Source organism: Rhodanobacter terrae (genome assembly GCF_042657005.1).
Lineage (GTDB): Bacteria > Pseudomonadota > Gammaproteobacteria > Xanthomonadales > Rhodanobacteraceae > Rhodanobacter > Rhodanobacter terrae.
Map to the genome: position 1 here is coordinate 81,348 of NZ_JBHSNG010000006.1, position 21,295 is coordinate 102,642.

Consider the following 21,295-nt stretch of genomic DNA (forward strand, 5'->3'; position numbering starts at 1 on the left):
CATTTGGACTTCTTTACTTCCAGGCGGCTAAAGCATGACCGATCCAAAGACACCGCTGAGCGAGATGCGCGAGCGCATCGACAGCATCGATCGCCAGATCCAGCAGCTGATTTCCGAGCGCGCCAACCACGCGCAGACGGTGGCGAAGGTGAAAGGCTCCGGGCTTTCGGCGATCGAATATTACCGTCCGGAACGCGAGGCCCATGTGCTGCGCATGGTGGTGGATCGCAACAAGGGGCCGCTGTCCGATGCCGAGATGGTGCGTCTGTTCCGCGAGATCATGTCGTCCTGCCTGGCGCAGGAAGACCCGCTGAAGATCGGCTTCCTCGGCCCCGAAGGCACGTTCAGCGAGCAGGCTGTACGCAAGCATTTCGGCCATGCCGCCTACGGCCTGCCGCTGGGCAGCATCGAGGAAGTGTTCCAGGAAGTCGCCGCCGGCCACGCGGATTTCGGCGTGGTGCCGGTGGAAAATTCCGGTCAGGGCATGATCCAGGTCACCCTGGACATGTTCCTTACGTCCGAAGCCACGATTTGCGGTGAGGTGGAACTGCGCGTGCACCAGTGCCTGCACTCGCAGGCCGGCAGGCTGGAAGACGTCAAGCGCGTCTACGCGCACGCGCAGTCGCTGCAGCAGTGCAAGACCTGGCTGCGCATCAATCTTCCCAACGTGGAATGCATCGCGGTCGGCAGCAATGCCGAAGCCGCGCGCCTGGCCCGGCATGCCGACGACGCCGCGGCGATCGCCGGAGAGACGGCGGGCAAGGTCTACGGTCTCAAGACCGTGGCGCAGGGCATCGAGGACCGTGCCGACAACACCACACGTTTCCTGGTCATCGGCCGTTCGCTGTTTCCGCCTTCGGGCAACGACCGCACGTCGCTGCTGATCACCGTCAACGACAAGCCCGGCGCGCTGTACGACGTGCTCAGCCCGTTCGCCAAGCACGGCATCAGCCTGAACCGGATCGAGTCGCGTCCGGCGCATACCGGCAAGTGGCAATACGCCTTCTTCATCGACGTCTCCGGCCATATCGACGACGACGCGTTGCAGGCCGCCGTGCAGGACATCGGCGAGTCGGCGGCGACGGTACGCGTGCTGGGGTCCTACCCGGTCGCGTTGCCTTGAACCGCATGGAGATATTCGAGTGAATCGCCTCGACTGGAGCAGCAGCCGGCCACGCCGGCCCCTGCACGGCAGCGTGCGCGTGCCCGGCGACAAGTCGGTTTCGCATCGCGCCCTGATGCTGGCCGCGATCGCCGACGGCGAGTCGCGCATCCGCGGCTTCCTCGAAGGCGAGGACACCCGGGCCACCGCCGCCGTGCTGGCACAGCTGGGCGTACGCATCGAGACACCGTCGGCGGGCGAACGCGTGGTGCATGGCGTCGGCCTGCATGGCCTGCGCGGCTCGTCGCAGTCGCTCGACTGCGGCAACGCCGGCACCGGCATGCGCTTGTTGACCGGCTTGCTGGCCGGGCAGGCGTTCGACAGCAGCTTGATCGGCGACGCCTCGTTGTCGAAGCGGCCGATGCGGCGCGTCACCGATCCGCTGGCCTTGATGGGCGCGCGCATCGATACGCGTGACGGCTTGCCGCCGCTGCAGGTGCATGGTGGACAGCCGCTGCACGGCATCCGCTACGAACTGCCGGTCGCCAGCGCGCAGGTGAAGTCCGCGCTCTTGCTGGCTGGACTGTATGGCGTCGGCGAAACCGAGATCATCGAACCGCATCCGACTCGCGACTACACCGAGCGCATGCTGGCCGCGTTCGGCTGGCCGATCGCGTTCGAGCCGGGTCGCGCGAAACTGGAAGGCGGCCACGCGCTGCGTGCCACCGATGTGAACGTGCCGGCCGATTTCTCCTCGGCTGCCTTCTTCCTGGTGGCCGCCAGCATTGTGCCCGGCTCCGAGCTGCGTTTGCCGGCGGTCGGCCTGAATCCGCGCCGCACGGGACTGTTGCACGCGCTGCGGTTGATGGGGGCGGACATCACGATAGAGCACGAGTGCGCAAGCGGCGGCGAGCCCGTCGGCGATCTGCTGGTACGCCACGCGCCGCTGCACGGCGTCGAGCTGCCCGAGTCACTGGTGCCCGACATGATCGACGAATTCCCGGCGCTGTTCATCGCCGCGTCCGTGGCCGGCGGCCGTACCGTCATCCGCGGCGCCGCCGAACTGCGGGTGAAGGAATCCGATCGCATCGCGACCATGGCCACCGGCTTGCGCACGCTCGGCGCGGCGATCGAAGAGACCCCCGATGGTGCGATCATCCACGGCGGCCAGCTCGGCAGCGGCAGCGTGGAAAGCCACCTCGATCATCGCATCGCGATGAGCTTCGCCTTGGCCGGGCTGGTCGCGAGCGGCCCGGTGCGCATCGACGACTGCAGCCACGTCGCCACCTCGTTCCCCGGTTTTCTCGAGCTGGCCAATGGCTGCGGTTTCGCGCTGCAGAGTGTGAGCTGACCCACCCGCGCAGGTGCCTGTATCTTGGTGGCCACGCCTGCCGCCTGGTTGAAGGATTATCCATGTCCAACGCTGTGCCCCCTTTCATCGTCGCCATTCCCGCCCGGTACGGCTCGACTCGCCTGTCCGCAAAGCCGTTGCGCGAGATCGACGGTGTGCCGTTGGTGGTGCGGGTGGCGCAGCGCGCGCTGCAGGCCGGCGCCCGCCAGGTGGTGGTGGCGGTGGACGATCAGCGCGTCGCCGATGTACTGGCCGGGCAAGGTGTGGATATCTGCATGACCCGCAGCGACCATGCCTCGGGCAGCGACCGCCTGGCCGAATGCGCGGCGCGTTGCGGCTGGAGCGACGACAGCATCGTGGTGAACCTGCAGGGCGACGAGCCGTTTGCGCCGGCTGCCGGCATTCGCGCCGTGGCGCAGGCGCTGGAGGGCGACGACGCGCCGATGGCGACCCTGGCCACGCCGATCATCGACGCCGAGGAGTTGTTCGATCCGAACGTGGTGAAACTGGTGCGTACCGTCAATGGGCGGGCGCTGTATTTCAGCCGGGCGCCGCTGCCCTGGGCGCGCGATGCGTTTGCCGTCGATCGGCAGGCGTTGCCGTCCGGTTCGCCGTTTTTGCGGCATATCGGCATCTACGCTTACCGGGCCGGATTTCTGGACCGCTACGCGCGCCTGCCGCGCACGCCGCTGGAGCAGACCGAATCGCTGGAGCAACTGCGTGTGCTGGAACACGGCCACGCGATTGCGGTGCGCCTGACGCCGGAGCCGTTTCCACCCGGCATCGACACGCTGGCCGATCTCGAACGCGCCGAGCAGTGGTTGCGCACGCAGCATTGAGAGTTTGCAAAACAAGCTCTCAAGCCAGCCACGGATGGCCGGCCGTGAATCGGGCACGCCGGTGCCTCATTTGCGTGAGCGAGTCAGGACACGCGCCGGACTCGCGATGAAAAAAAACCACAGGAAGTGGTTTTTTCACTGGCATTGAGCCTCCACATCGGTCGGATCGCCATCCGCACCGCTAGAATTCCTCCATGCAGCCCGCGCAACCACTACCGTTCGACGGCAAGGCCTTCGTCCGCACGCTCACGTCCTCGCCCGGGGTCTATCGTCATTTCGATGCGGCCGGCGAGCTGCTGTACGTAGGCAAGGCCGGCAACCTCAAAAAGCGTGTCGGCAGTTATTTCCTGAAGCCGCGGATGGAGCCGCGCATCGCCGCGATGGTGGCGCAGATCGCCCGCGTCGAAATCACCGTGACGCGCACCGAGGGCGAGGCGCTGCTGCTGGAATCGCAGCTGATCAAATCACTGAAGCCGCGCTACAACATCTTGCTGCGCGACGACAAAAGCTACCCGTACATCTATCTGTCCGGCGGCGAGGACTATCCGCGGCTGGCCTTCCATCGCGGTGCGCGCAATCTGCCGGGACGCTACTTCGGACCGTATCCGAGCACCTATGCCGTGCGCGAAAGCCTCAGCCTGATGCAGAAGCTGTTCAAGGTGCGCCAGTGCGAGGACAGCTATTTCCGCAACCGCTCGCGGCCCTGCCTGCAGCACCAGATCGGACGCTGCACCGCGCCGTGCGTGCAGTTGATCAGCGTGGAGGATTACCGCAGCGACGTACGCCACGCCGAGATGTTTCTCGAAGGCCGCAGCAACGCGGTGATCGACGAACTGGCCGAGGCGATGGAGCAGGCCAGCAAGGCGCTGCAGTTCGAACGCGCGGCCAAACTGCGCGATCAGGTCGCCGCCTTGCGCCAGTTGCAGGCGCAGCATCACGTGCACGGTGCCAGCGCCGACATGGACGTGATCGCCTGCCGCATCGAAGCGGGCATGGCATGCATCAGCGTGCTGTTCTTCCGCAACGGCATCAGCCTCGGCACCCGCGATTTCTTCCCGCGGCTGCCGCTGGATGCGGAGCCCGCCGATGTGCTGACCCAGTTCATCGCGCAGTACTACCTGGATCGGCCGGTGCCGCGCGAACTGATTCTCGGTGAAACCCTGGCCGACCAGCAGATCCTGACCCAGTTGCTGACCGAGCACGCCGGTCGCGCAGTGGAACTGAAATCCAGCGTGCGCGGCGACCGCGCACAATTCCTGCAGATGGCCGAGCGTAATGCGCAGGCCTCGCTGACCGCGCGCCTGGCCAGTCGGCAGACTCTGGGCACGCGCTTCGACGATCTGCAGAAAGTGCTGGAGCTGACCACCGCGCCGCGCCGCATCGAATGCTTCGACATCAGCCACACCATGGGCGAGCTGACGGTCGCCTCCTGTGTGGTGTTCGGGCCGGAAGGGCCGGAAAAGTCGCACTACCGGCGCTTCAACATCACCGGCATCACCCCCGGCGACGACTACGCTGCCATGCACCAGGCGCTGACCCGGCGTTTCCGCAAGGTCGCCGAAGGCGAGGGCTCTCGACCCGACATCCTGCTGATCGACGGCGGCAGCGGGCAGGTGGCGCAGGCGCTGGACGTGTTGAAGGAACTCGGCGTCGACGGTATCGAGGTGGTCGGTGTGGCGAAGGGGCCGGGGCGGCGGGCGGGCGAGGAGACGCTGGTGCTTGCCCGGGTCGAATCCGGCGATCCCCGCCGTGAACTGCATCCCGGCTCGTCGTCGCCGGCCTTGCATCTGGTTGCCGCCGTGCGCGACGAAGCGCATCGCTTCGCGATCAGCGGCCATCGCAAACGGCGCGAGAAGGCACGCGAGCGCAGCGCGCTGGAAGATGTGGCCGGTATCGGTGCGCGCAGGCGTTCGGCCTTGCTCAAGGCATTCGGCGGCATGCAGGGTGTGGAGAGTGCCGGCATCGAGGAGCTGATGCAGGTCAAGGGTATCGATCGCGGCCTGGCTGAACGCATCTACGCCAGTCTGCACGGCTGAGCATTTTTGTGAATGCCCTGACTCGGCAGTAACGCGATGACGTGCGAAACTGCGGCAAATCACTGGAACACATCATGCGCATCAACCTGCCGACCTGGCTGACCTTGTTTCGTGTCGCGCTGCTGCCGGTCATGGTGGTGGTGTTCTACCTGCCGTTCCCGGGCCACAACATCACCGCCGCCATCGTATTCGTGCTGGCGGCGTTCACCGACTGGCTGGATGGCTATCTGGCGCGGCGGATGAATCTCACCTCGGCCTTCGGCGCGTTTCTCGATCCGGTCGCCGACAAATTGATGGTGGCGGTGACGCTGTTCTTGCTGGTCGAGTCCCATCACAGCAACGGCTGGTCCGGTGTGGTGATGGCGGTGACTGCCGCGGTGATCGTGGGGCGCGAGATCAGCGTGTCGGCGTTGCGCGAATGGATGGCCGAAATCGGCATGCGCGCGGCGGTCAAGGTCGCCTTCATCGGCAAGCTCAAGACCGTGATGCAGATGGTTGCACTGGTGGTACTGATCGTGCAGCACGAGAAGGAGGCCACCGCGCTGCGCCTGTACCACATCGGCGAGGCCTTGCTGGTGATTGCCGGCGTGCTCACGATCTGGTCCGGCATGTATTACCTGCGTGCGGCATGGCCGATCCTGCGCGGCGATGCGCCGGAACAACCATCGAGTGGAAAGGGCGATGCGTGATCGCCATGATGTCCGTCTGCTCATTACGGGCTTGACGATCCGCAATCACGTATTAGAATGCGCGGCTCCAATGCGGGAATAGCTCAGTTGGTAGAGCACGACCTTGCCAAGGTCGGGGTCGCGAGTTCGAGTCTCGTTTCCCGCTCCAGGTCTGGTTTCATGGAAGATCTGGTTTTACGGGGTCCGCAGTCATCCCATGAATTCCTGAATAGGGCTTTTGCCCCTTCGTCAGGTTAGTCCTGAGGTATGAGCTGCGCACTCCGTCATCAGCCGCGCACTCAAAGGGGCCAATTGTGGCAGCGGCAGCGCGGGTGCACTCAATGCGAGTCGCGCGCCACGTCCGATCCACTGCCGCCGACCAGGATGTCCAGGTCGGCACCCAGATGAGCCTGTTGCACGTGCTCGACGTAGAGCTTCGCCCAGCCGCGTTCCGGCACGGGTGCCGCTTTCCACTCGGCGCGCCGGCGTGCCAGTTCTTCGTCGCTCAAGTCCAGATGAAGACGTCGGCCAGGTACATCCAGCTCGATGATGTCGCCGTCGTGTACCAGTGCCAGGTTGCCGCCGGCCGCGGCCTCGGGCGAGACATGCAGCACTACCGTGCCATAGGCGGTGCCGCTCATGCGTGCATCGGAAATGCGCACGATGTCCGTGACACCCTGGCGCAGCAGCTTGGGCGGCAAGGGCATGTTGCCGACTTCGGCCATGCCGGGATAACCGCGCGGACCGCAGTTCTTCAGCACCATCACGCAGGTTTCGTCGATGTCCAGCGCGTCGTCGTCGATGCGTGCCTTGAAGTCTTCGATGTCCTCGAATACCACGGCACGGCCACGATGTTGCAACAGGTGCGGAGAGGCTGCGGAGGGCTTGATCACCGCGCCGTCCGGCGCCAGGTTGCCGCGCAGCACGGCGATGCCGGCGTCGGCCTTGAACGGCGCGTCGGCGCTGCGGATGACGTCGCGGTTCCAGCACGGCGCTTCGGCGATGTTCTCGCCCAGCGTGCGGCCGTTGACGGTCGGGGCGCCCAGATCCAGATGAGGTGCGATCTCGCGCAAGACCGCGGGCAGGCCGCCCGCGTAATAGAAGTCTTCCATCAGGTAGTCGCCTGATGGCTTGAGGTTGACCAGGCAGGGCAGGTGGGAGCCCAGCCGGTCCCAGTCGTCCAGCGTCAGCTCGACGCCGATACGTCCGGCGAGCGCCAGCAGATGGATCACCGCGTTGGTCGAGCCGCCGATGGCGGCGTTGGTACGGATCGCATTCTCGAACGCGGCGCGGGTGAGGATCTTCGACATGCGCAGGTCCTCGTGCACCATCTCGACGATGCGGCGGCCCGAGAGATGGGCCAGGCGGAAGCGGCGCGAATCGACCGCGGGGATCGCTGCGTTCTCCGGCAGCGAGATGCCCAGAGCCTCGACCATGCTGGCCATCGTCGAGGCCGTGCCCATGGTCATGCAACTGCCCTTGGAGCGCTGCATGCAGGCTTCGGCCTCGACGAATTCTTCCTGCGCCAGTTCGCCGGCGCGCACCATTTCCGACATCCGGATCACGCCGGTGCCCGAGCCGATGGGCTGGCCGCGCCAGTTGCCCGACAGCGAGGGGCCGCCGGACACGCCGACGGTCGGGAGATTCACGCTCGCCGCACCCATCAACAGCGACGGAGTCGTCTTGTCGCAGCCCATCAACAGCACCACGCCGTCGATCGGGTTGGCGCGGATGGATTCTTCCACGTCCATGCTGGCCAGGTTGCGGAAAAGCATCGCGGTGGGGCGTATCTGGGTTTCGCCCAGCGACATCACGGGAAATTCAAGCGGGAAGCCGCCGGCCTCGTAGACACCGCGCTTGACGTGCTCGGCCAGTTCGCGGAAGGAGCTGTTGCAAGGGGTCAGCTCCGACCAGGTATTGCATATGCCGATGACCGGGCGGCCATCGAACAGGTCGTTGGGCAGGCCCAGGCCCTTGAGCCAACTGCGGTAGTAGAAGCCCTGCTTGCCTTCGCGGCCGAACCATTCCTGACTACGCCTGAGCGGCTTCTTGGGTGAGCCCATGATCGGCAGGAGGTCCTTGGTATATAGGGGGAAGCGAAGTGCGTGCGGTGCGGGCCGCGCTGCTTTACGGCGGCGATCCTACAAGGCATATTGATATTGTGAAAATAACAATATTCGCATCATCGATATAAATATAGATATTGATAGCGACCCTGCGGAGGACCTTGAGTGCAAGAGCAACAGGCATCGGCTACGCCAACTTCTCACTCGCTCATAGGGCAGGCCCGGTATCCCGAACTGCAGGGGCGGCGGGTGTTCGTTACCGGCGGCGGCAGCGGCATCGGCGCGGCGCTGGTGGAAGCCTTCGCCCAGCAAGGGGCACAGGTGGCCTTCGTCGATGTGGCCGAGGAGGCCGCCGTCGCGCTTGCCGAACGCGTGGCCGCCACAGGACATCCGCGGCCGTGGCTGCGGCGTTGCGATGTCACGGACGTGGATGCCCTGCAGCAGGCCATCGCCGATGCGGCAGCCGAGCTGGGGGACTTCCACGTGCTGGTCAACAATGTCGGCAGCGATGATCGGCACGCGCTGGGCGACGTCACGCCTGAATACTGGGACCGGCGGATTGCGATCAATCAGCGTCCGGCGTTCTTCGCGATCCAGTCCGTGGTTCCGGGCATGCGGCGCCTCGGCGGCGGATCCATCGTCAACCTGGGCTCCACCGGCTGGCAGACCAAGACGGGAGGCTACCCCGTCTATGCGGCCGCCAAGTCCTCGATGAACGGCCTGACCCGGGGACTGGCGCGCGAACTCGGTGCCCAGCGCATCCGCATCAACATCGTCACGCCGGGTTGGGTCATGACCGAACGGCAGATGCGGCTATGGCTGGACGAGGAAGGCGAACGCGAACTGCGACGCAACCAGTGCCTGCCCGACAAGGTGTATCCGGAGGACATCGCGGCGATGGTGCTGTTCCTCGCCTCGGACCAGGCGCGGGCCTGCACGGCGCAGGAGTTCGTCGTCGATGCCGGATGGTCGTGAGTACCCGCCTGGCATCGCCTGTTGCGTTGCCTACGGCAGAGCGAGAACCAGCTTTAATCCGCTATCCACTTTATCCATGACTGCGCCGGACAGAGTCTTGACCTTACTTGTGAGAATCGAGCGATCCAGTGTGATCAACTGTGACACGTTGACGACTGAGGCGCGGTGTAGGCCCGAGTCCGATTTGGCGATGCGCACATTGCCCGGAGCATCCGCCAAGGCCAGGTTGGAAGTTATCGTGGCGACAATGACCGTGGCGATGCGGCTGGCGTTGAACGGGTTGGCTTGTACCACCAAGACAGGGCGTTTATAGCCGGGGCCGGAGCCTACAGGGTTGGGCAGGTCAGCCCACCAGAGCTCACCACGCTTCATGACCGATGACTCCAAGCTGGGCGACGGTCAAAGCGGAATCAACAGGCTCTTGTACCGTGGTGTACACAGCGTTCAGCTGTTCCGTCACCATCGAGTCCTGGCGCTTGCCCAAGTACTCCTCGATGGCCTCGGCGTAAAGTTGGCTTCGCGACACGCGAAGGCGGTGTGCAAGCTTCTCTGCAGCGGAGAAGACCGGATCCGGGAGGGAGATGGCTACCTTCATGTCCTGATGGTAATACCGTGGTATGACTGGCGCAACACCTGTCGCACGGATAAGCATAAAAAAACGCTCTCGTTGGCCGTCCCCGTAATGATGGGTTATTCGAGGTTCCCCCTAGTGAGCAGGCAGGCTTACCCGTATACCTCCGCCGCCACTTCGTTCAACGCCTGCAGTACCGTCTGCGCACTCGGCGACAGCAGCCAGTCGGTTCGGGTGATGATGCCGAACGAATCCATCCGGCACGAAAGTTCCAGGGGCACGATCCGGACCATGCCGTGCTCGGCGTAGTGCCTGGCCACGTCGATGGGCACCACGGCCAGATAGTCGCTCTCTTGCAGCATCTTGGTCAGGAACAGGAGCGCTGCGGTACCGATCACGCGTTGTGGCGCCTGCAGTCCGGCACTGCGGAACATCAGTTCGAAGCGGTGGCGCAACACGCTGCCTTCCGGCGGCACGATCCAGGCGGCCTTCGCCAATTCATCCAGGTCGGGAGCGGGCAGCGAGAAGATGAGATGCTGCGGCCGCGCGATGGCGCAGACCTCTTCCTCGGCCAGCGCCTGGTAGTGCAGGTTGCGCTTGTCGTGCCCGGCGAACAAGCGGCCCACCATCAGGTCGAGCCGGTTCTGTTCCAGCCGCTCCAGCAGCACATCGCTGCTTTCCACCAGCAGCGACACGCGCAAGTCCGGGTGAGCTTGCGATATCCGCGCAAGCGCCTTGGGCAGCAGGCTGATGGCGGCGCCGGCGATCGCGCCGATGGCGACCGTGCCGGCATGCCCGGCTTTCAGCGCCTCGATCTCGTCGCCGGCCGCCCCAAGGCTGGAGAGCGCGATTCTGGCGTAGCGGATCATGCTTTCCCCGTACCAGGACGGCCGCATGCCGCGGGGTAGCCGCTCGAACAACGACACGCCCAGCATGTCCTCGAGGTCCTTGAGCAGCTTGGACGCCGCCGGCTGGGACATGTTCAGCACTTCCGCGGCCCGATGGATATTGCCCTCTTCTTCGATGGCAATCAGCAGCATCAGCTGACGGGTTTTCAGGCGTGCGCGAATGAACCAGGGGGCGGGACGCATAGAGGGTTTCCGATAATGAATCTTGTATAGGTTACGACGAAATATATATTTGTCGTATATCAATCTCGCACGTACAGTCGAAGCGTTTCCGGTCCTTTGCGGCCGGCGCGCCAGTGAACGCGTCGGTCTGAGGGCTGGCTTTCCAATCGACAAGGTGCAAGACGATGCGCTTGATCCAGTTTCTCGACGATTCTGGTGCCACGCGGGTGGGCGTGGTCGATTCGCATAGCTTGCGGGTCCGTACGCTAGACAGCGTGGAGTCCACTTACGCTCTGGCTACCAGCGCTATCCAGCGCGGGCGCAGCCTGCAGGCACAGGCCGAGCTGCAAGGCGGGGATGCGCGGCTCGACTATGCGCGGTTGCTCGCGGACGGGCGCGTGCTCGCGCCGCTGCATCATCCCGACCCGGCGCATTGCCGCGTCACCGGCACAGGCCTGACCCACCTGGGCAGTGCCGCGGCGCGCGACGCCATGCACCAGAACCTCAGGCAAAAGGCCGAAGCGGGTGCGTTGACCGACTCGATGCAGATGTTCCAGTGGGGTGTGGAAGGCGGCACGCCGAAAGGCGATGCGCCGGGTGCGCAGCCGGAGTGGTTCTACAAGGGCGACGGCAGCATCGTGGCGGCTCCGGGGTCGGCCTTGTCGTCGCCGGACTTCGCACTGGACGGCGGAGAGGAGCCGGAACTGGTCGGGCTGTACCTGATCGGCCCGGACGGCACGCCGCACCGCCTCGGCTTCGCCGTCGGCAACGAGTTCTCCGACCACGTCACCGAGCGCCAGAACTACCTGTACCTGGCGCACTCCAAACTTCGCGCCTGCGCGATCGGTCCGGAACTGCGCACGGGCGGGCTGCCGCCCGATCTGCGCGGCACCAGCCGCATCCGCCGTGGCGAAAGCGTGCTGTGGGAGAAGCCGTTCTTCACCGGCGAGGCCAACATGTGCCACTCGCTGGCCAATCTTGAATACCACCACTTCAAGTATGCCGGGCACCGCCGTCCGGGCGACGTCCATCTGCACTTCTTCGGCACCGCCACCTTGAGCTTCGCCGATGGCGTGCGGGCGCAGCCGGGCGACGTCTTCGAAATCGATCTGCCGGAACTGGGAGCGCCGCTGCGCAATCCGCTGCGCAGCGCGGAATCCCGCTTCGCGATAGGCGGCGTGCATACGCTTTGAGAAGGACGCTTTCGTGACGGGAAGAGGAAAACGCATGAAGAGCCGGTATCTGCGTGGGGCGGCGTTGGCGATGTTCGGTCTGGCGCTGGCAGGCTGCTCCGGGCGCGGTGGCCACGATGGGCGCACCGTGCTGGGTTTCAGCCAGGTCGGTGCGGAGAGCGAATGGCGCACCGCCAACACCGCGTCGATCAAGTCGGCCGCGCACGACGCCGGCATCGACCTGCGTTTTTCCGACGCCCAGCAGAAACAGGCGAACCAGATCAGCGCGATCCGCTCGTTCATCGCCCAGCGCGTCGACGTCATCGCTTTTTCGCCGGTGGTCGAGTCCGGCTGGGAGCCGGTGCTGCGCGAGGCCAAGGCCGCGCACATCCCGGTCGTCCTCACCGACCGCGCCGTCGACGTGTCCGATCCGTCGCTGTATGTCACCTTGATCGGTTCGGATTTCGTCGAGGAAGGCCGCAAGGCTGCCCGCTGGCTGTTGCAGAACACCCCCGCTGGCGACGGGCCGGTCGACATCGTCGAGCTCGAGGGCACGGTGGGATCGGCACCCGCGATCGACCGCAAGAAGGGCTTTCACGAAGCGCTTGCCGGCCATCCGCGCTACCAGGTCATCCGGTCGCAGAGCGGCGACTTCACGCGCGCCGGCGGCAAGGAGGTGATGGAAGCCTTCCTCAAGGCCGAGGGCAAGCGCATCAACGTCGTCTTCGCGCACAACGACGACATGGCGATCGGCGCCATCCAGGCCATCGAGGAAGCCGGGCTGCGTCCGGGCAGGGACATCAAGGTGATCTCGATGGATGGCGTGAAGGGCGCCTTCGAGGCGATGATGGCCGGCAAGCTCAACGTCACCGTGGAGTGCAATCCGCTGCTCGGCCCGCAGTTGATGCAAGCGGTCGCGGCGATCAAGGCGGGCAAGCCGCTGCCCAGGCGCATCGTGGTCGAGGAATCGGTATACCCGATGGAGAGCGCCGCCGCCGCGTTCCCGACGCGCAAGTACTGATGATGACATCCGGGCCGACGAACGCATCGCAACCGGTAGCGCTCCAGGCACGCGGGTTGACGCGGCATTTCGGCGGAGTGGCTGCATTGCAGGATGTCGACCTGTGCCTGCGCGGCGGCGAAATCCACGCGCTGATGGGCCAGAACGGGGCCGGCAAGTCGACGCTGATCCGCATGCTGACCGGCGCCCTCGCCGCCGATGCCGGCACGCTAGAGCTCGACGGCCGCGCCATCGCCCCGGCGACGCCGGTCGAGGCGCAGCGCCTGGGCATCAGCACCGTCTACCAGGAAGTCAACCTGTGCCCGAACCTGTCGGTGGCGGAGAACCTGCTTGCCGGCCGCTACCCTCGGCATCGTCGCTGGCGCACCATCGACTGGCCGCGGGTCCGTCGCGAGGCCGAGACGATGATGGCCGGGCTGGGGCTGGAGCTGGACGTACGCCGTCCGCTGTCGCGCTATCCGGTGGCGATCCAGCAGATGGTGGCGATTGCGCGTTCACTGGGCCTTTCGGCGTGCGTGCTGATTCTCGACGAGCCCACATCCAGCCTCGACGAGAGCGAGGTCGAGGCCTTGTTCACGGTCATGCGCGGGCTGCGCGAGCGCGGGCTGGCAATCCTCTTCGTCACGCATTTCCTGGATCAGGTGTACGCGGTGTCCGATCGCATCACCGTGTTGCGCAACGGTCGCCGCGTCGGCGAACGCGTTGCCGCGGACTGGCCGCATGCGGCGCTGGTGGCATCGATGATCGGCCGCGAGCTGCAGCCGCAGTTCGCCCACACCGCCGCGAATGCCGCCGGCAGCGCCGGCAGCGCCGGCGGACCGATGGTGGCGTCGGCGCGTGGCCTCGGCCGGCGTGGCGGCGTCGAGCCGGTGGACCTGGATATTCGCCGCGGCGAAGTGGTCGGGCTGGGCGGCCTGCTTGGCTCGGGGCGCACCGAACTGGCGCGGCTGATGTTCGGCCTCGACCGTTCCGACCGCGGCGAATGGCGCGTCGGTACGCAACCTTCGGCGCCGCGGAACCCGGCCGAGGCAGTGGCCATGGGGCTGGCGATGTGTCCCGAGGAACGCAAGACCGAGGGCATCGTCGCCGACCTTTCGGTGCGCGAGAACATCGTGCTGTCGCTGCAGGCGCGGCGCGGCTGGCGGCGCTACCTGAAGCTGGCGCAGCAGACAAAAATCGCCGCCGAGTTCGTCGCCTTGCTGGACATCGGGACGGCCGGTCTGGAAACGCCGGTGGGGCAGCTTTCCGGCGGCAACCAGCAGAAGGTGGTGTTGGCGCGCTGGCTGGCGACGCAGCCGTCCCTGCTGATTCTCGACGAGCCGACCCGCGGCATCGACGTCGCCGCCAAGCAGGAGATCATGGCCCGGATCGCGGCGCTGGCGCGCGATGGCATGGCGGTGCTGTTCATCTCCGCCGAGATCGAGGAGCTGGTGCGCGTCGCCGACCGCATCGCCGTCATGCGCGACCGCCGCAAGGTCGGCGAGCTGGCGCAGCCCTGCGACACGCATGCCGTGCTCGCCATGATCGCGGGGAGCTGAGCGATGGTCGACGAACGCCAGAGAACAGTCGCCGGGGATGCCAATTCGTCGGGGTGCCGGCGCCGCCTGTTCGCCCACCCGCTGTTCTGGCCGGCGCTGGCGTTGTTTCTGCTGCTGGCCGGCAATGGCTTGTTCAATCCTGGATTCCTCGGTCTCCAATGGCGACAGGGCCACGTGTATGGCAACCTGGTCGACATCCTGCTGCGCGCGGCACCGTTGATGCTCGTGTCGCTGGGCATGACCCTGGTCATCGCCGTGCGCGGCCTGGACATCTCGGTCGGCGCGGTGCTGGCGATCGCGGCGGCGGTCGCCGCCTGGATGATCGGCGGCGCGCTGGTGGTCGAGCACGGCACGCAGGTCGCGGTCACGCGCTTTCCGCTGGCGCTTGTCATCGTCGGTGCGCTGCTGGCGGCGGCGGCTTGCGGCCTGTGGAATGGCCTGCTCGTCGTCGGCGCGGGCATGCAGCCGATCATCGCCACGCTGATCCTGATGGTTGCCGGCCGCGGCATCGCCCAACTGGTCACCGGCGGTCAGGTGCTGACCATCTACTACACGCCGTATTTCTTTCTCGGCAACGGCTACCTGCTCGGGTTGCCGTTCGCGCTGTTCGTCGTCGCCGCGGTCTACGCGGTGCTGCATCTGGCGCTGCGCCGGACCGCGCTCGGCCTGTTCGTGCGCGCCATCGGCGGCAATCCGCGGGCGGCATACGTCGCCGGCGTCAAGGCGCGTTCGATCACCGTCGGCCTGTACATGTTCTGCGCGTTGATGGCCGGGGTCGCCGGTCTGCTGGTCAGTTCCAACGTCAAGAGCGCCGACGCCAACAACGCCGGACTCCTGCTCGAGCTGGACGCGATCCTCGCCGTCACCCTGGGCGGGACGCCGCTCGGCGGCGGGCGCTTCAGCCTTGCCGGCAGCCTGCTTGGTGCGCTGATCATCCAGACCCTGACCACGACTATCTATTCGATCGGCGTGCCGCCGCAGGTGAACATGGTGGTCAAGGCGGTACTGGTGTTCGCGGTGATGCTGCTGCAGTCGGTGGCGTTCCGCGGTGCGGTGCGCAAGCTGTGGACGCGGCATCAAGCCGCGGGGAGTCGCCCTTGAACGCCGCCGTGCGCCTGCAACCGCAGACGACGCCCGCGCGCGGCACCCGCCGCCGGCGCTGGCTGCCGGGTCCGCAGCAGGCGCCGATGGCCGCTTCGGTGACGGTGCTGGTGGCGATGAGCGTGGCCGGTGGCCTGCTGTTTCCCGGGTTCCTGTCGCCGCAGGTGTTCCTGAACCTGCTGGTCGACAACGCCGTCATGTGCGTGGTCGCGGTGGGTATGAGCTTCGTCATTCTCAGCGGCGGCATCGACCTCTCGGTCGGCGCACTGGTCGCCTTGACCACGGTGGTGTCGGCGGTGCTGGTGGAGCACCACGGGTGGAGTCCGTGGCTGGTGATGCCGCTGGTGCTTGCCCTGGGCATCGGCTTCGGCATCTTCATGGGCCTGCTGATCCAGTGCTTCGGCCTGCCGCCGTTCGTAGTCACGCTCGGCGGCATGTTCCTGGCGCGCGGGCTGGCCTATGTGATCAGCGTCGATTCCGTCAGCATCACCCAGCCGACATACGAGGCCGTCGCCCAGTGGCGGCTGCCTCTGGGTGGCGGCGTCTCGCTGTCGGCCGGCGCGGTGATCGCGCTGCTGACGGTCGCCGCGGGCATGCTGCTGGCCCGCGCCACCGCGTTCGGCCGCGCCGTCTACGCCATCGGCGGCAGCGAGGGCTCGGCCTACCTGATGGGCCTGCGCGTGGGTTCGGTGCGGGTGCGGGTCTATGCGCTGAGCGGCTTCTGTTCCGCCCTCGGCGGCATCGTCCTGACGTTCTACATGCTGTCCGGCTACAGCCTGCACGCGCAGGGCATGGAGCTGGATGCCATCGCCGCCGTGGTCATCGGCGGCACCTTGCTGACCGGCGGACAGGGGTCGATCGCCGGAACCTTTGTCGGCGTGCTGATCCTGGGCCTGATCCAGACCCTGATCGTCTTCGACGGCAGCCTGAGCTCGTGGTGGACCAAGATCGCCCTCGGCGTATTGCTGTTCGCTTTCTGCCTGCTGCAGCGCCTGATCGTGCGCAGCCGGGACGGGCAGGAGAGCGTGTCGTGAGCGGCCATCCTGGAGTCCGCGGCGCGGAACCGGAGCAGCGGCTGACCTTGCGCGAAAAGGTCGGCTATGGCCTGGGCGATGCCGGCGGCAACGTCGTCATCGTCCTGATGATGAATTTCCTGAACTTCTTCTACACCGACGTGTACGGCCTCGACCCGGTGACGGTGGGAATCATGTTCCTGACGGTGCGCGTGTTCGATGCGTTCGCCGACCCGGTGATGGGGATCGTGGCCGATCGCACCCGCAGTCGCTGGGGCCGTTACCGGCCGTGGCAACTGTGGATCGCTGCGCCGCTGGGCATCGCGGCGGTGCTGGCGTTCACCGTGCCGCCGCTGCAAGGCGATGCGCGGCTCGCCTGGGCCTGCGCGACCTACCTGTTGCTGTCGCTGGGCTATACCGCGATCAACGTGCCGTACTGCGCCATGATCAATGCGATGACTGTGTCGCGGCAGGAAGTCGTGTCGTGTCAGTCGTGGCGGTTCGCGTTGTGCGGGGCGGCGGCGCTGCTGGTATCGATGGCGCTGCCGTGGCTGGTCGAGGCGTGGGGAGGTGAGCGTGGGCCGGCACGTGGCTACCAGTTGAGCGTGGCGGCGATGGGAGCGGTCGCGGTCGCGATGTTCCTGTGCTGCTTCTTCTGGGTGCGCGAGCGCATTCCGCCACGAACCGAGCCTTTTGCGCTGCGCCGGCTGCTGGGGGGACTGCGGCGCAACGACCAGTTGCAGTTGATGCTGGTGATGTCGTTCCTGCTGATCACCATCCTCAACGTGCGCGGCGGCGGCTATCTGTACTTCATCACCTACGTGCTCAAGGGTGGCGCGGGGTACTCGTCGCTGTTCTTCGGCGCCGTGGCGATCGCGACGATCCTGGGCGCCGTGCTGGTCGGCCCGCTGTCGCGACGGATCGATACCGTCCGTTTCTACCGCAACGTGAACATGGTGCTGGCGGCGGCATCGGCGCTGATGTGGTTGATTCCCGGCGGAGCGGATTGGCAGATCGTCTGGTTGGCGGCGACGTTCTGCAGCGGCGTCGTGCTGGGCCTTTGTCTGCCTTTGCATTTCTCGGTGATGGCATTCGCCGACGACTACGGCCAATGGAAGACCGGCGTGCGCTCGTCCGGCATGAACTTCGCCTTCAACCTCGTCTTCATCAAGCTGGCCTGGGCTTCCGGCGCCGGCATCATCGCGCTGGTGCTGTACCTGGTCGAGTACAAGGCCGGCGCGGCGCAGACGGCCATAGCACTCGGCGGAATCACTGCGATCCAGACCCTGATTCCTGCGGCCATCCACCTGCTGCTCGCCTTCACGCTCGGTTTCTGCCGCCTGGACGACGCGACGATGAAGCGCGTCGGGCACGATCTGGCACGACGCAACTTCGATCGCATCGGATGATCACGGCCATGTCCAACACCCAGGACCTCGATCTTCATCGCATACGGCTGACCTCGCCGTTCTGGACCGGATATCAGGCGCTGGCTCGCGACGTGGTGGTGCCCTACCAATGGGCAGCGCTGAACGACCGGATCGCCGGTGCGGAGCCCAGCCATGCGATCGCCAATTTCCGCATCGCGGCGGGGCGGGAGCAGGGCGAATTTCATGGCATGGTCTTTCAGGACAGTGATGTCTACAAATGGCTGGAAGCCGTGGCGTACCTGCTCTGCCGCGATCCGGACGACGCGCTCGAGCGCGCCGCCGACGAAGTGATCGAACTGATCGCCGATGCTCAGCAGGCCGACGGCTATCTCAACACCTACTTCATCGCGAAGGCGCCGCAGCAGCGCTGGACCAACCTGGCCGAGTGCCACGAGCTGTACTGCGCCGGCCATCTGTTCGAGGCTGGCGTGGCCTATGTCCAGGCCACCGGCAAACGCCGCCTGCTGGAGGTGTGCTGCCGCTTCGCCGATCACATCGATGCGGTGTTCGGGCCCGAGCCGGGCAAGCGGCACGGTTATCCGGGACATCCGGAGGTGGAACTGGCCCTGCTGCGCCTGCACGAGGCGACCGGCGAATCCCGCTATCTGGCGCTGGCGCGCTACTTCATCGAGCAGCGCGGCACGCAGCCGCATTTCTACGACATCGAATACGAACAACGCGGCCGCACCTCGCACTGGAACAACCATGGCCGCGACTGGATGGTGCGCGACAAAGCCTACAGTCAGGCGCATCTGCCGATCGTCGAGCAGACGGCGGCGACAGGGCATGCGGTCCGCTTCGTCTATCTGATGGCCGGGGTCGCGCACCTGGCTCGCCTGAGCGGCGACGAGGCCAAGCGCCAGGCCTGCCTGCGGCTGTGGAACGACATGGCCCAGCGCCAGATGTATGTCACCGGCGGCATCGGTGCGCAGGGCTGGGGAGAATCGTTCACCAGCGCCTACGACCTTCCCAACGACAGCGCCTATGCGGAGAGCTGCGCATCGATCGGGCTGATGATGTTCGCCAGCCGCATGCTGCAGATGGAAGGCGATGCACGCTTCGCGGACGTGATGGAGCGTGCGCTCTACAACTCCGTGCTCGCCGGGATGTCGCTGGACGGCATGCGCTTCTTCTACGTCAACCCGCTGGAGACCGTGCCGCGGATCATGCCGGGCAACCACGCCTACGATCATGTCAAGCCCGTGCGCCAGCGCTGGTTCTCCTGTGCCTGCTGCCCGCCGAACATCGCGCGCCTGCTGACGTCGATCGGCCGCTACGTCTATACACAGCGCGACGATGCGCTGTACGTCAACTTGTATATGGGTTGCGAAGCCGAGTTCGAGCGCGGCGGCACGAACTTCAGCTTGCGCCAGAGCGGCGACTATCCGTGGGGCGAGCGCATCGAGCTGGAAGTGCTCGCCGATGCGCCGTTTGTCACCACGCTGGCCCTGCGGCTTCCGGAATGGTGTGCGCAGCCGCGTCTGCATATCAATGACGAAGACGTCGGGATCGTACCCGACAAGGGATATGCGCACCTTGCGCGCCGGTGGCAACCGGGCGACCGGATCGTGCTCGAGCTGCCGATGCCGGTACGGCGCGTTGGCGCGCACCCGTCGCTGCGCCACGCGAGCGGGAGAGTGGCGCTGCAGCGCGGGCCTGTCGTCTATTGCCTGGAGCAGGCCGACAACGGCGCCGACCTGCATCAGCTGGCGTTGCCGGCCGATGCCGGCTTCCGGCTGCTGCCCGGCGACGGGGTGCTTGCCGGCAAGGCGGTGATCCATTCCGAGGGTGTGCGCCGCATCCCCGCCAACGGCGATGCGCTCTATCGCTACGACGCCGGCGCGCAGGCGTTGCAGCGCCAGCCCCTGGTGTTCGTGCCCTATTTCTGCTGGGCCAATCGCGGCGAAGGCGAGATGCGAGTGTGGGTGGACGCTTGTTGAGGCGCTTGATCTGGAACGCATATGCAACGTGATTTCGGTCGATTGCCCGACGGCGACGACATCCATGCCATCACCTTGACCGGAGACGCCGGGCTGCACGCCGAAGTGCTGACCTACGGCGGCATCCTGCGCCGCCTGAGCCTGGAGACGGGAACAGGTCGCGTGGATCTGGTGCTGGGTCTGCCGGACCTCGCGTCATACCTTGCCGACCGCGACAGTGTCGGCATCCTGGTCGGCCGCTTCGGCAATCGCATCGCAGGTGCACGCTTCCGTCTGGACGGGTGCGAGCATGTGCTCAGCGGCAACGAGGGGCGCAATCACCTGCACGGCGGCTATCGCGGGTTCGGCCGAATGGCATGGACGGTGCGGGAATACGGATCGGGCCGGCTGGTGCTGGGTTGCCGTTCGCCCGCGGGCGACGAGGGATATCCGGGGACGCTTGAAGTCACCGCGACTTTCCGCGTGCAGGGAAGCTCCCTGGAACTGGAATACGCCGCGCTCAGCGACGCGCCGACGCCGGTCAATCTGACCCACCATCCCTATTTCAACCTGGCCGGCGATCCGGTCATCCCCGCAGCACGGCAATGGCTGCGCATCCCGGCCGATCGCTATCTGCCGGTGGACGGGGAACTGATTCCGACCGGAGACATCGCCTCCGTGGCGGGCACGCCATTCGATTTCCGCCGACCCACGACGCCGGCACAGCACACGGACCCCGCGCACGCGCAAATCGTGGTCGGCCATGGCTACGACCATTGTCTGGTGCTTGCCGACGGTGCGGACTGCGTCGCCGAGTTGTACTCGTCGCACAGCGGCGTGGCCATGCGCATAACCAGCGACGCGCCCGCCGTGCAGTTCTACGAGGGGCAGGGACTGGATGCGCGCCATCCGGAGTTGGGGCGGGGCTTGTGCCTGGAGCCGCAGGGGTTTCCCGATGCACCCAACCAGCCGCGGTTTCCCGACGCGATCCTGCGCCCGGGCCAGCTGTACCGGCGCTACATCCGCTACCAGTTCGCCCGCGTGGCGCCCGGGAGCGATTGGGACACGGTCGCGGCTGCGCTGGATCGTTGCGTGCGGTCGTCCGAAGACGTCTGCCGCAACGGTTCGCGGCGCGCGCAAGGGCGCCAGGACACTGCGCAATTGGCCGCAGGAGCGCGGCTGCCGCATGACGAATTCCGGACTTCCCTCGATCGACCGTCGACATCGGGGAACGGCCACGGACGGTGCCATTGCAGCAACAGCCGCGGTTGTCTGGCGGCGAGCAGGCGGGGATCGGGGGCCTCGCCGAAAAGCGTCGCTGCTCCTGCCGGCGTTTCGTATCGGGACGCGCCCGCTTCGCTCGCACATGCCGCCTGTTTTCCAGTTTTCGCTTACTGACGAAAAAGGGGATCCATCCATGTCG

Annotated in this window: 17 protein-coding genes, 1 tRNA gene and 1 pseudogene; 15 read left to right on the top strand and 4 right to left on the bottom strand. The window is 66.1% G+C overall.

Annotation, left to right across the window (positions count from 1 at the left end; all coding sequences use genetic code 11):
* Positions 1-34: 34 nt before the first annotated feature.
* The 6 genes from pheA (at position 35) to ACFPPB_RS07960 (ending at position 6,165) form a co-directional block, all read left to right on the top strand.
* Positions 35-1,123, top strand: a complete 1,089-nt coding sequence (gene pheA / locus ACFPPB_RS07935) for a prephenate dehydratase (RefSeq protein ID WP_377326092.1) — start codon at positions 35-37, stop codon at positions 1,121-1,123.
* 19 nt (positions 1,124-1,142) lie between these two features.
* Positions 1,143-2,453: a 3-phosphoshikimate 1-carboxyvinyltransferase gene (aroA, locus tag ACFPPB_RS07940; protein ID WP_377326094.1), complete on the top strand. Its 1,311-nt coding sequence runs from the start codon at positions 1,143-1,145 to the stop codon at positions 2,451-2,453.
* Positions 2,454-2,515: 62 nt separating this feature from the next.
* Entirely contained in the window at positions 2,516-3,292 is a 777-nt protein-coding gene (gene kdsB, locus ACFPPB_RS07945; protein ID WP_377326096.1) for a 3-deoxy-manno-octulosonate cytidylyltransferase, read from the top strand.
* A gap of 194 nt (positions 3,293-3,486) precedes the next feature.
* Positions 3,487-5,328 carry an excinuclease ABC subunit UvrC gene (uvrC, locus tag ACFPPB_RS07950; RefSeq protein ID WP_377326098.1) on the top strand — a complete coding sequence of 614 codons (1,842 nt, stop codon included), beginning with the start codon at positions 3,487-3,489 and terminating at the stop codon, positions 5,326-5,328.
* 74 nt (positions 5,329-5,402) lie between these two features.
* Positions 5,403-6,017: a CDP-diacylglycerol--glycerol-3-phosphate 3-phosphatidyltransferase gene (gene pgsA, locus ACFPPB_RS07955; protein ID WP_377326100.1), complete on the top strand. Its 615-nt coding sequence runs from the start codon at positions 5,403-5,405 to the stop codon at positions 6,015-6,017.
* Between the two features lie 72 nt (positions 6,018-6,089).
* Positions 6,090-6,165, top strand: a tRNA-Gly gene (locus ACFPPB_RS07960).
* Positions 6,166-6,334: 169 nt separating this feature from the next.
* Here the strand turns inward: ACFPPB_RS07960 and ACFPPB_RS07965 are convergent.
* Entirely contained in the window at positions 6,335-8,059 is a 1,725-nt protein-coding gene (locus ACFPPB_RS07965) for an IlvD/Edd family dehydratase (protein ID WP_377326101.1), read from the bottom strand.
* 168 nt (positions 8,060-8,227) lie between these two features.
* On the opposite strand from ACFPPB_RS07965, the gene ACFPPB_RS07970 reads away from it, so the two are divergent.
* Complete coding sequence (locus ACFPPB_RS07970; protein ID WP_377326103.1) at positions 8,228-9,037, top strand: SDR family NAD(P)-dependent oxidoreductase; 810 nt, start codon at positions 8,228-8,230, stop codon at positions 9,035-9,037.
* Positions 9,038-9,067: 30 nt separating this feature from the next.
* On the opposite strand, the gene ACFPPB_RS07975 is transcribed toward ACFPPB_RS07970, so the two are convergent.
* The 3 genes from ACFPPB_RS07975 to ACFPPB_RS07985 form a co-directional block, all read right to left on the bottom strand.
* Positions 9,068-9,409, bottom strand: a complete 342-nt coding sequence (locus ACFPPB_RS07975) for a type II toxin-antitoxin system PemK/MazF family toxin (RefSeq protein ID WP_377326105.1) — start codon at positions 9,407-9,409, stop codon at positions 9,068-9,070.
* Entirely contained in the window at positions 9,396-9,632 is a 237-nt protein-coding gene (locus tag ACFPPB_RS07980; protein ID WP_377326107.1) for a ribbon-helix-helix domain-containing protein, read from the bottom strand. The genes ACFPPB_RS07975 and ACFPPB_RS07980 overlap by 14 nt, the downstream gene beginning before the upstream one ends.
* A 128-nt stretch (positions 9,633-9,760) precedes the next feature.
* The gene (locus tag ACFPPB_RS07985; RefSeq protein WP_377326109.1) at positions 9,761-10,699 is read right to left on the bottom strand and encodes a LysR family transcriptional regulator; all 939 of its coding nucleotides are present in this window, start codon (positions 10,697-10,699) and stop codon (positions 9,761-9,763) included.
* Positions 10,700-10,863: 164 nt separating this feature from the next.
* Here ACFPPB_RS07985 and araD1 point away from each other — a divergent pair, with 164 nt between their 5' ends.
* The 8 genes and pseudogenes from araD1 to ACFPPB_RS08025 form a co-directional block, all read left to right on the top strand.
* Positions 10,864-11,871 carry an AraD1 family protein gene (gene araD1, locus ACFPPB_RS07990; protein WP_377326111.1) on the top strand — a complete coding sequence of 336 codons (1,008 nt, stop codon included), beginning with the start codon at positions 10,864-10,866 and terminating at the stop codon, positions 11,869-11,871.
* A gap of 34 nt (positions 11,872-11,905) precedes the next feature.
* On the top strand, positions 11,906-12,871 hold the full coding sequence (locus ACFPPB_RS07995; protein ID WP_377326113.1) for an ABC transporter substrate-binding protein: 966 nt from the start codon (positions 11,906-11,908) through the stop codon (positions 12,869-12,871).
* Positions 12,871-14,409 (top strand): sugar ABC transporter ATP-binding protein, encoded by a 1,539-nt coding sequence (locus ACFPPB_RS08000; RefSeq protein ID WP_377326115.1) that lies wholly within the window; start codon positions 12,871-12,873, stop codon positions 14,407-14,409. The genes ACFPPB_RS07995 and ACFPPB_RS08000 overlap by 1 nt, the downstream gene beginning before the upstream one ends.
* 3 nt (positions 14,410-14,412) lie before the next feature.
* Positions 14,413-15,510, top strand: a complete 1,098-nt coding sequence (locus ACFPPB_RS08005) for an ABC transporter permease (protein WP_377326117.1) — start codon at positions 14,413-14,415, stop codon at positions 15,508-15,510.
* Positions 15,507-16,544 (top strand): galactofuranose ABC transporter, permease protein YjfF, encoded by a 1,038-nt coding sequence (yjfF, locus tag ACFPPB_RS08010; protein WP_377326119.1) that lies wholly within the window; start codon positions 15,507-15,509, stop codon positions 16,542-16,544. Before ACFPPB_RS08005 ends, yjfF begins: the two co-directional genes overlap by 4 nt.
* Positions 16,541-17,932, top strand: a complete 1,392-nt coding sequence (locus ACFPPB_RS08015) for an MFS transporter (RefSeq protein WP_377326121.1) — start codon at positions 16,541-16,543, stop codon at positions 17,930-17,932. Before yjfF ends, ACFPPB_RS08015 begins: the two co-directional genes overlap by 4 nt.
* Before the next feature lie 8 nt (positions 17,933-17,940).
* Positions 17,941-19,893, top strand: a complete 1,953-nt coding sequence (locus ACFPPB_RS08020; protein ID WP_377326123.1) for a glycoside hydrolase family 127 protein — start codon at positions 17,941-17,943, stop codon at positions 19,891-19,893.
* Between the two features lie 21 nt (positions 19,894-19,914).
* A pseudogene (locus ACFPPB_RS08025) lies at positions 19,915-20,958 on the top strand (aldose epimerase family protein); the annotation flags it as partial.
* Positions 20,959-21,295: the final 337 nt, after the last annotated feature.

What these genes read in the sequence shown, in the direction of transcription:
- ACFPPB_RS07965 (WP_377326101.1), bottom strand. Translation starts at nt 8,059, where the DNA reads ATGGGCTCACCCAAGAAGCCGCTCAGGCGTAGTCAGGAATGGTTCGGC.
- ACFPPB_RS08000 (WP_377326115.1), top strand. Translation starts at nt 12,871, where the DNA reads ATGATGACATCCGGGCCGACGAACGCATCGCAACCGGTAGCGCTCCAG.
- kdsB (WP_377326096.1), top strand. Translation starts at nt 2,516, where the DNA reads ATGTCCAACGCTGTGCCCCCTTTCATCGTCGCCATTCCCGCCCGGTAC.
- ACFPPB_RS07985 (WP_377326109.1), bottom strand. Translation starts at nt 10,699, where the DNA reads ATGCGTCCCGCCCCCTGGTTCATTCGCGCACGCCTGAAAACCCGTCAG.
- ACFPPB_RS07995 (WP_377326113.1), top strand. Translation starts at nt 11,906, where the DNA reads ATGAAGAGCCGGTATCTGCGTGGGGCGGCGTTGGCGATGTTCGGTCTG.
- ACFPPB_RS08020 (WP_377326123.1), top strand. Translation starts at nt 17,941, where the DNA reads ATGTCCAACACCCAGGACCTCGATCTTCATCGCATACGGCTGACCTCG.
- ACFPPB_RS07980 (WP_377326107.1), bottom strand. Translation starts at nt 9,632, where the DNA reads ATGAAGGTAGCCATCTCCCTCCCGGATCCGGTCTTCTCCGCTGCAGAG.
- uvrC (WP_377326098.1), top strand. Translation starts at nt 3,487, where the DNA reads ATGCAGCCCGCGCAACCACTACCGTTCGACGGCAAGGCCTTCGTCCGC.
- pgsA (WP_377326100.1), top strand. Translation starts at nt 5,403, where the DNA reads ATGCGCATCAACCTGCCGACCTGGCTGACCTTGTTTCGTGTCGCGCTG.
- araD1 (WP_377326111.1), top strand. Translation starts at nt 10,864, where the DNA reads ATGCGCTTGATCCAGTTTCTCGACGATTCTGGTGCCACGCGGGTGGGC.
- ACFPPB_RS07975 (WP_377326105.1), bottom strand. Translation starts at nt 9,409, where the DNA reads ATGAAGCGTGGTGAGCTCTGGTGGGCTGACCTGCCCAACCCTGTAGGC.
- ACFPPB_RS08005 (WP_377326117.1), top strand. Translation starts at nt 14,413, where the DNA reads ATGGTCGACGAACGCCAGAGAACAGTCGCCGGGGATGCCAATTCGTCG.
- pheA (WP_377326092.1), top strand. Translation starts at nt 35, where the DNA reads ATGACCGATCCAAAGACACCGCTGAGCGAGATGCGCGAGCGCATCGAC.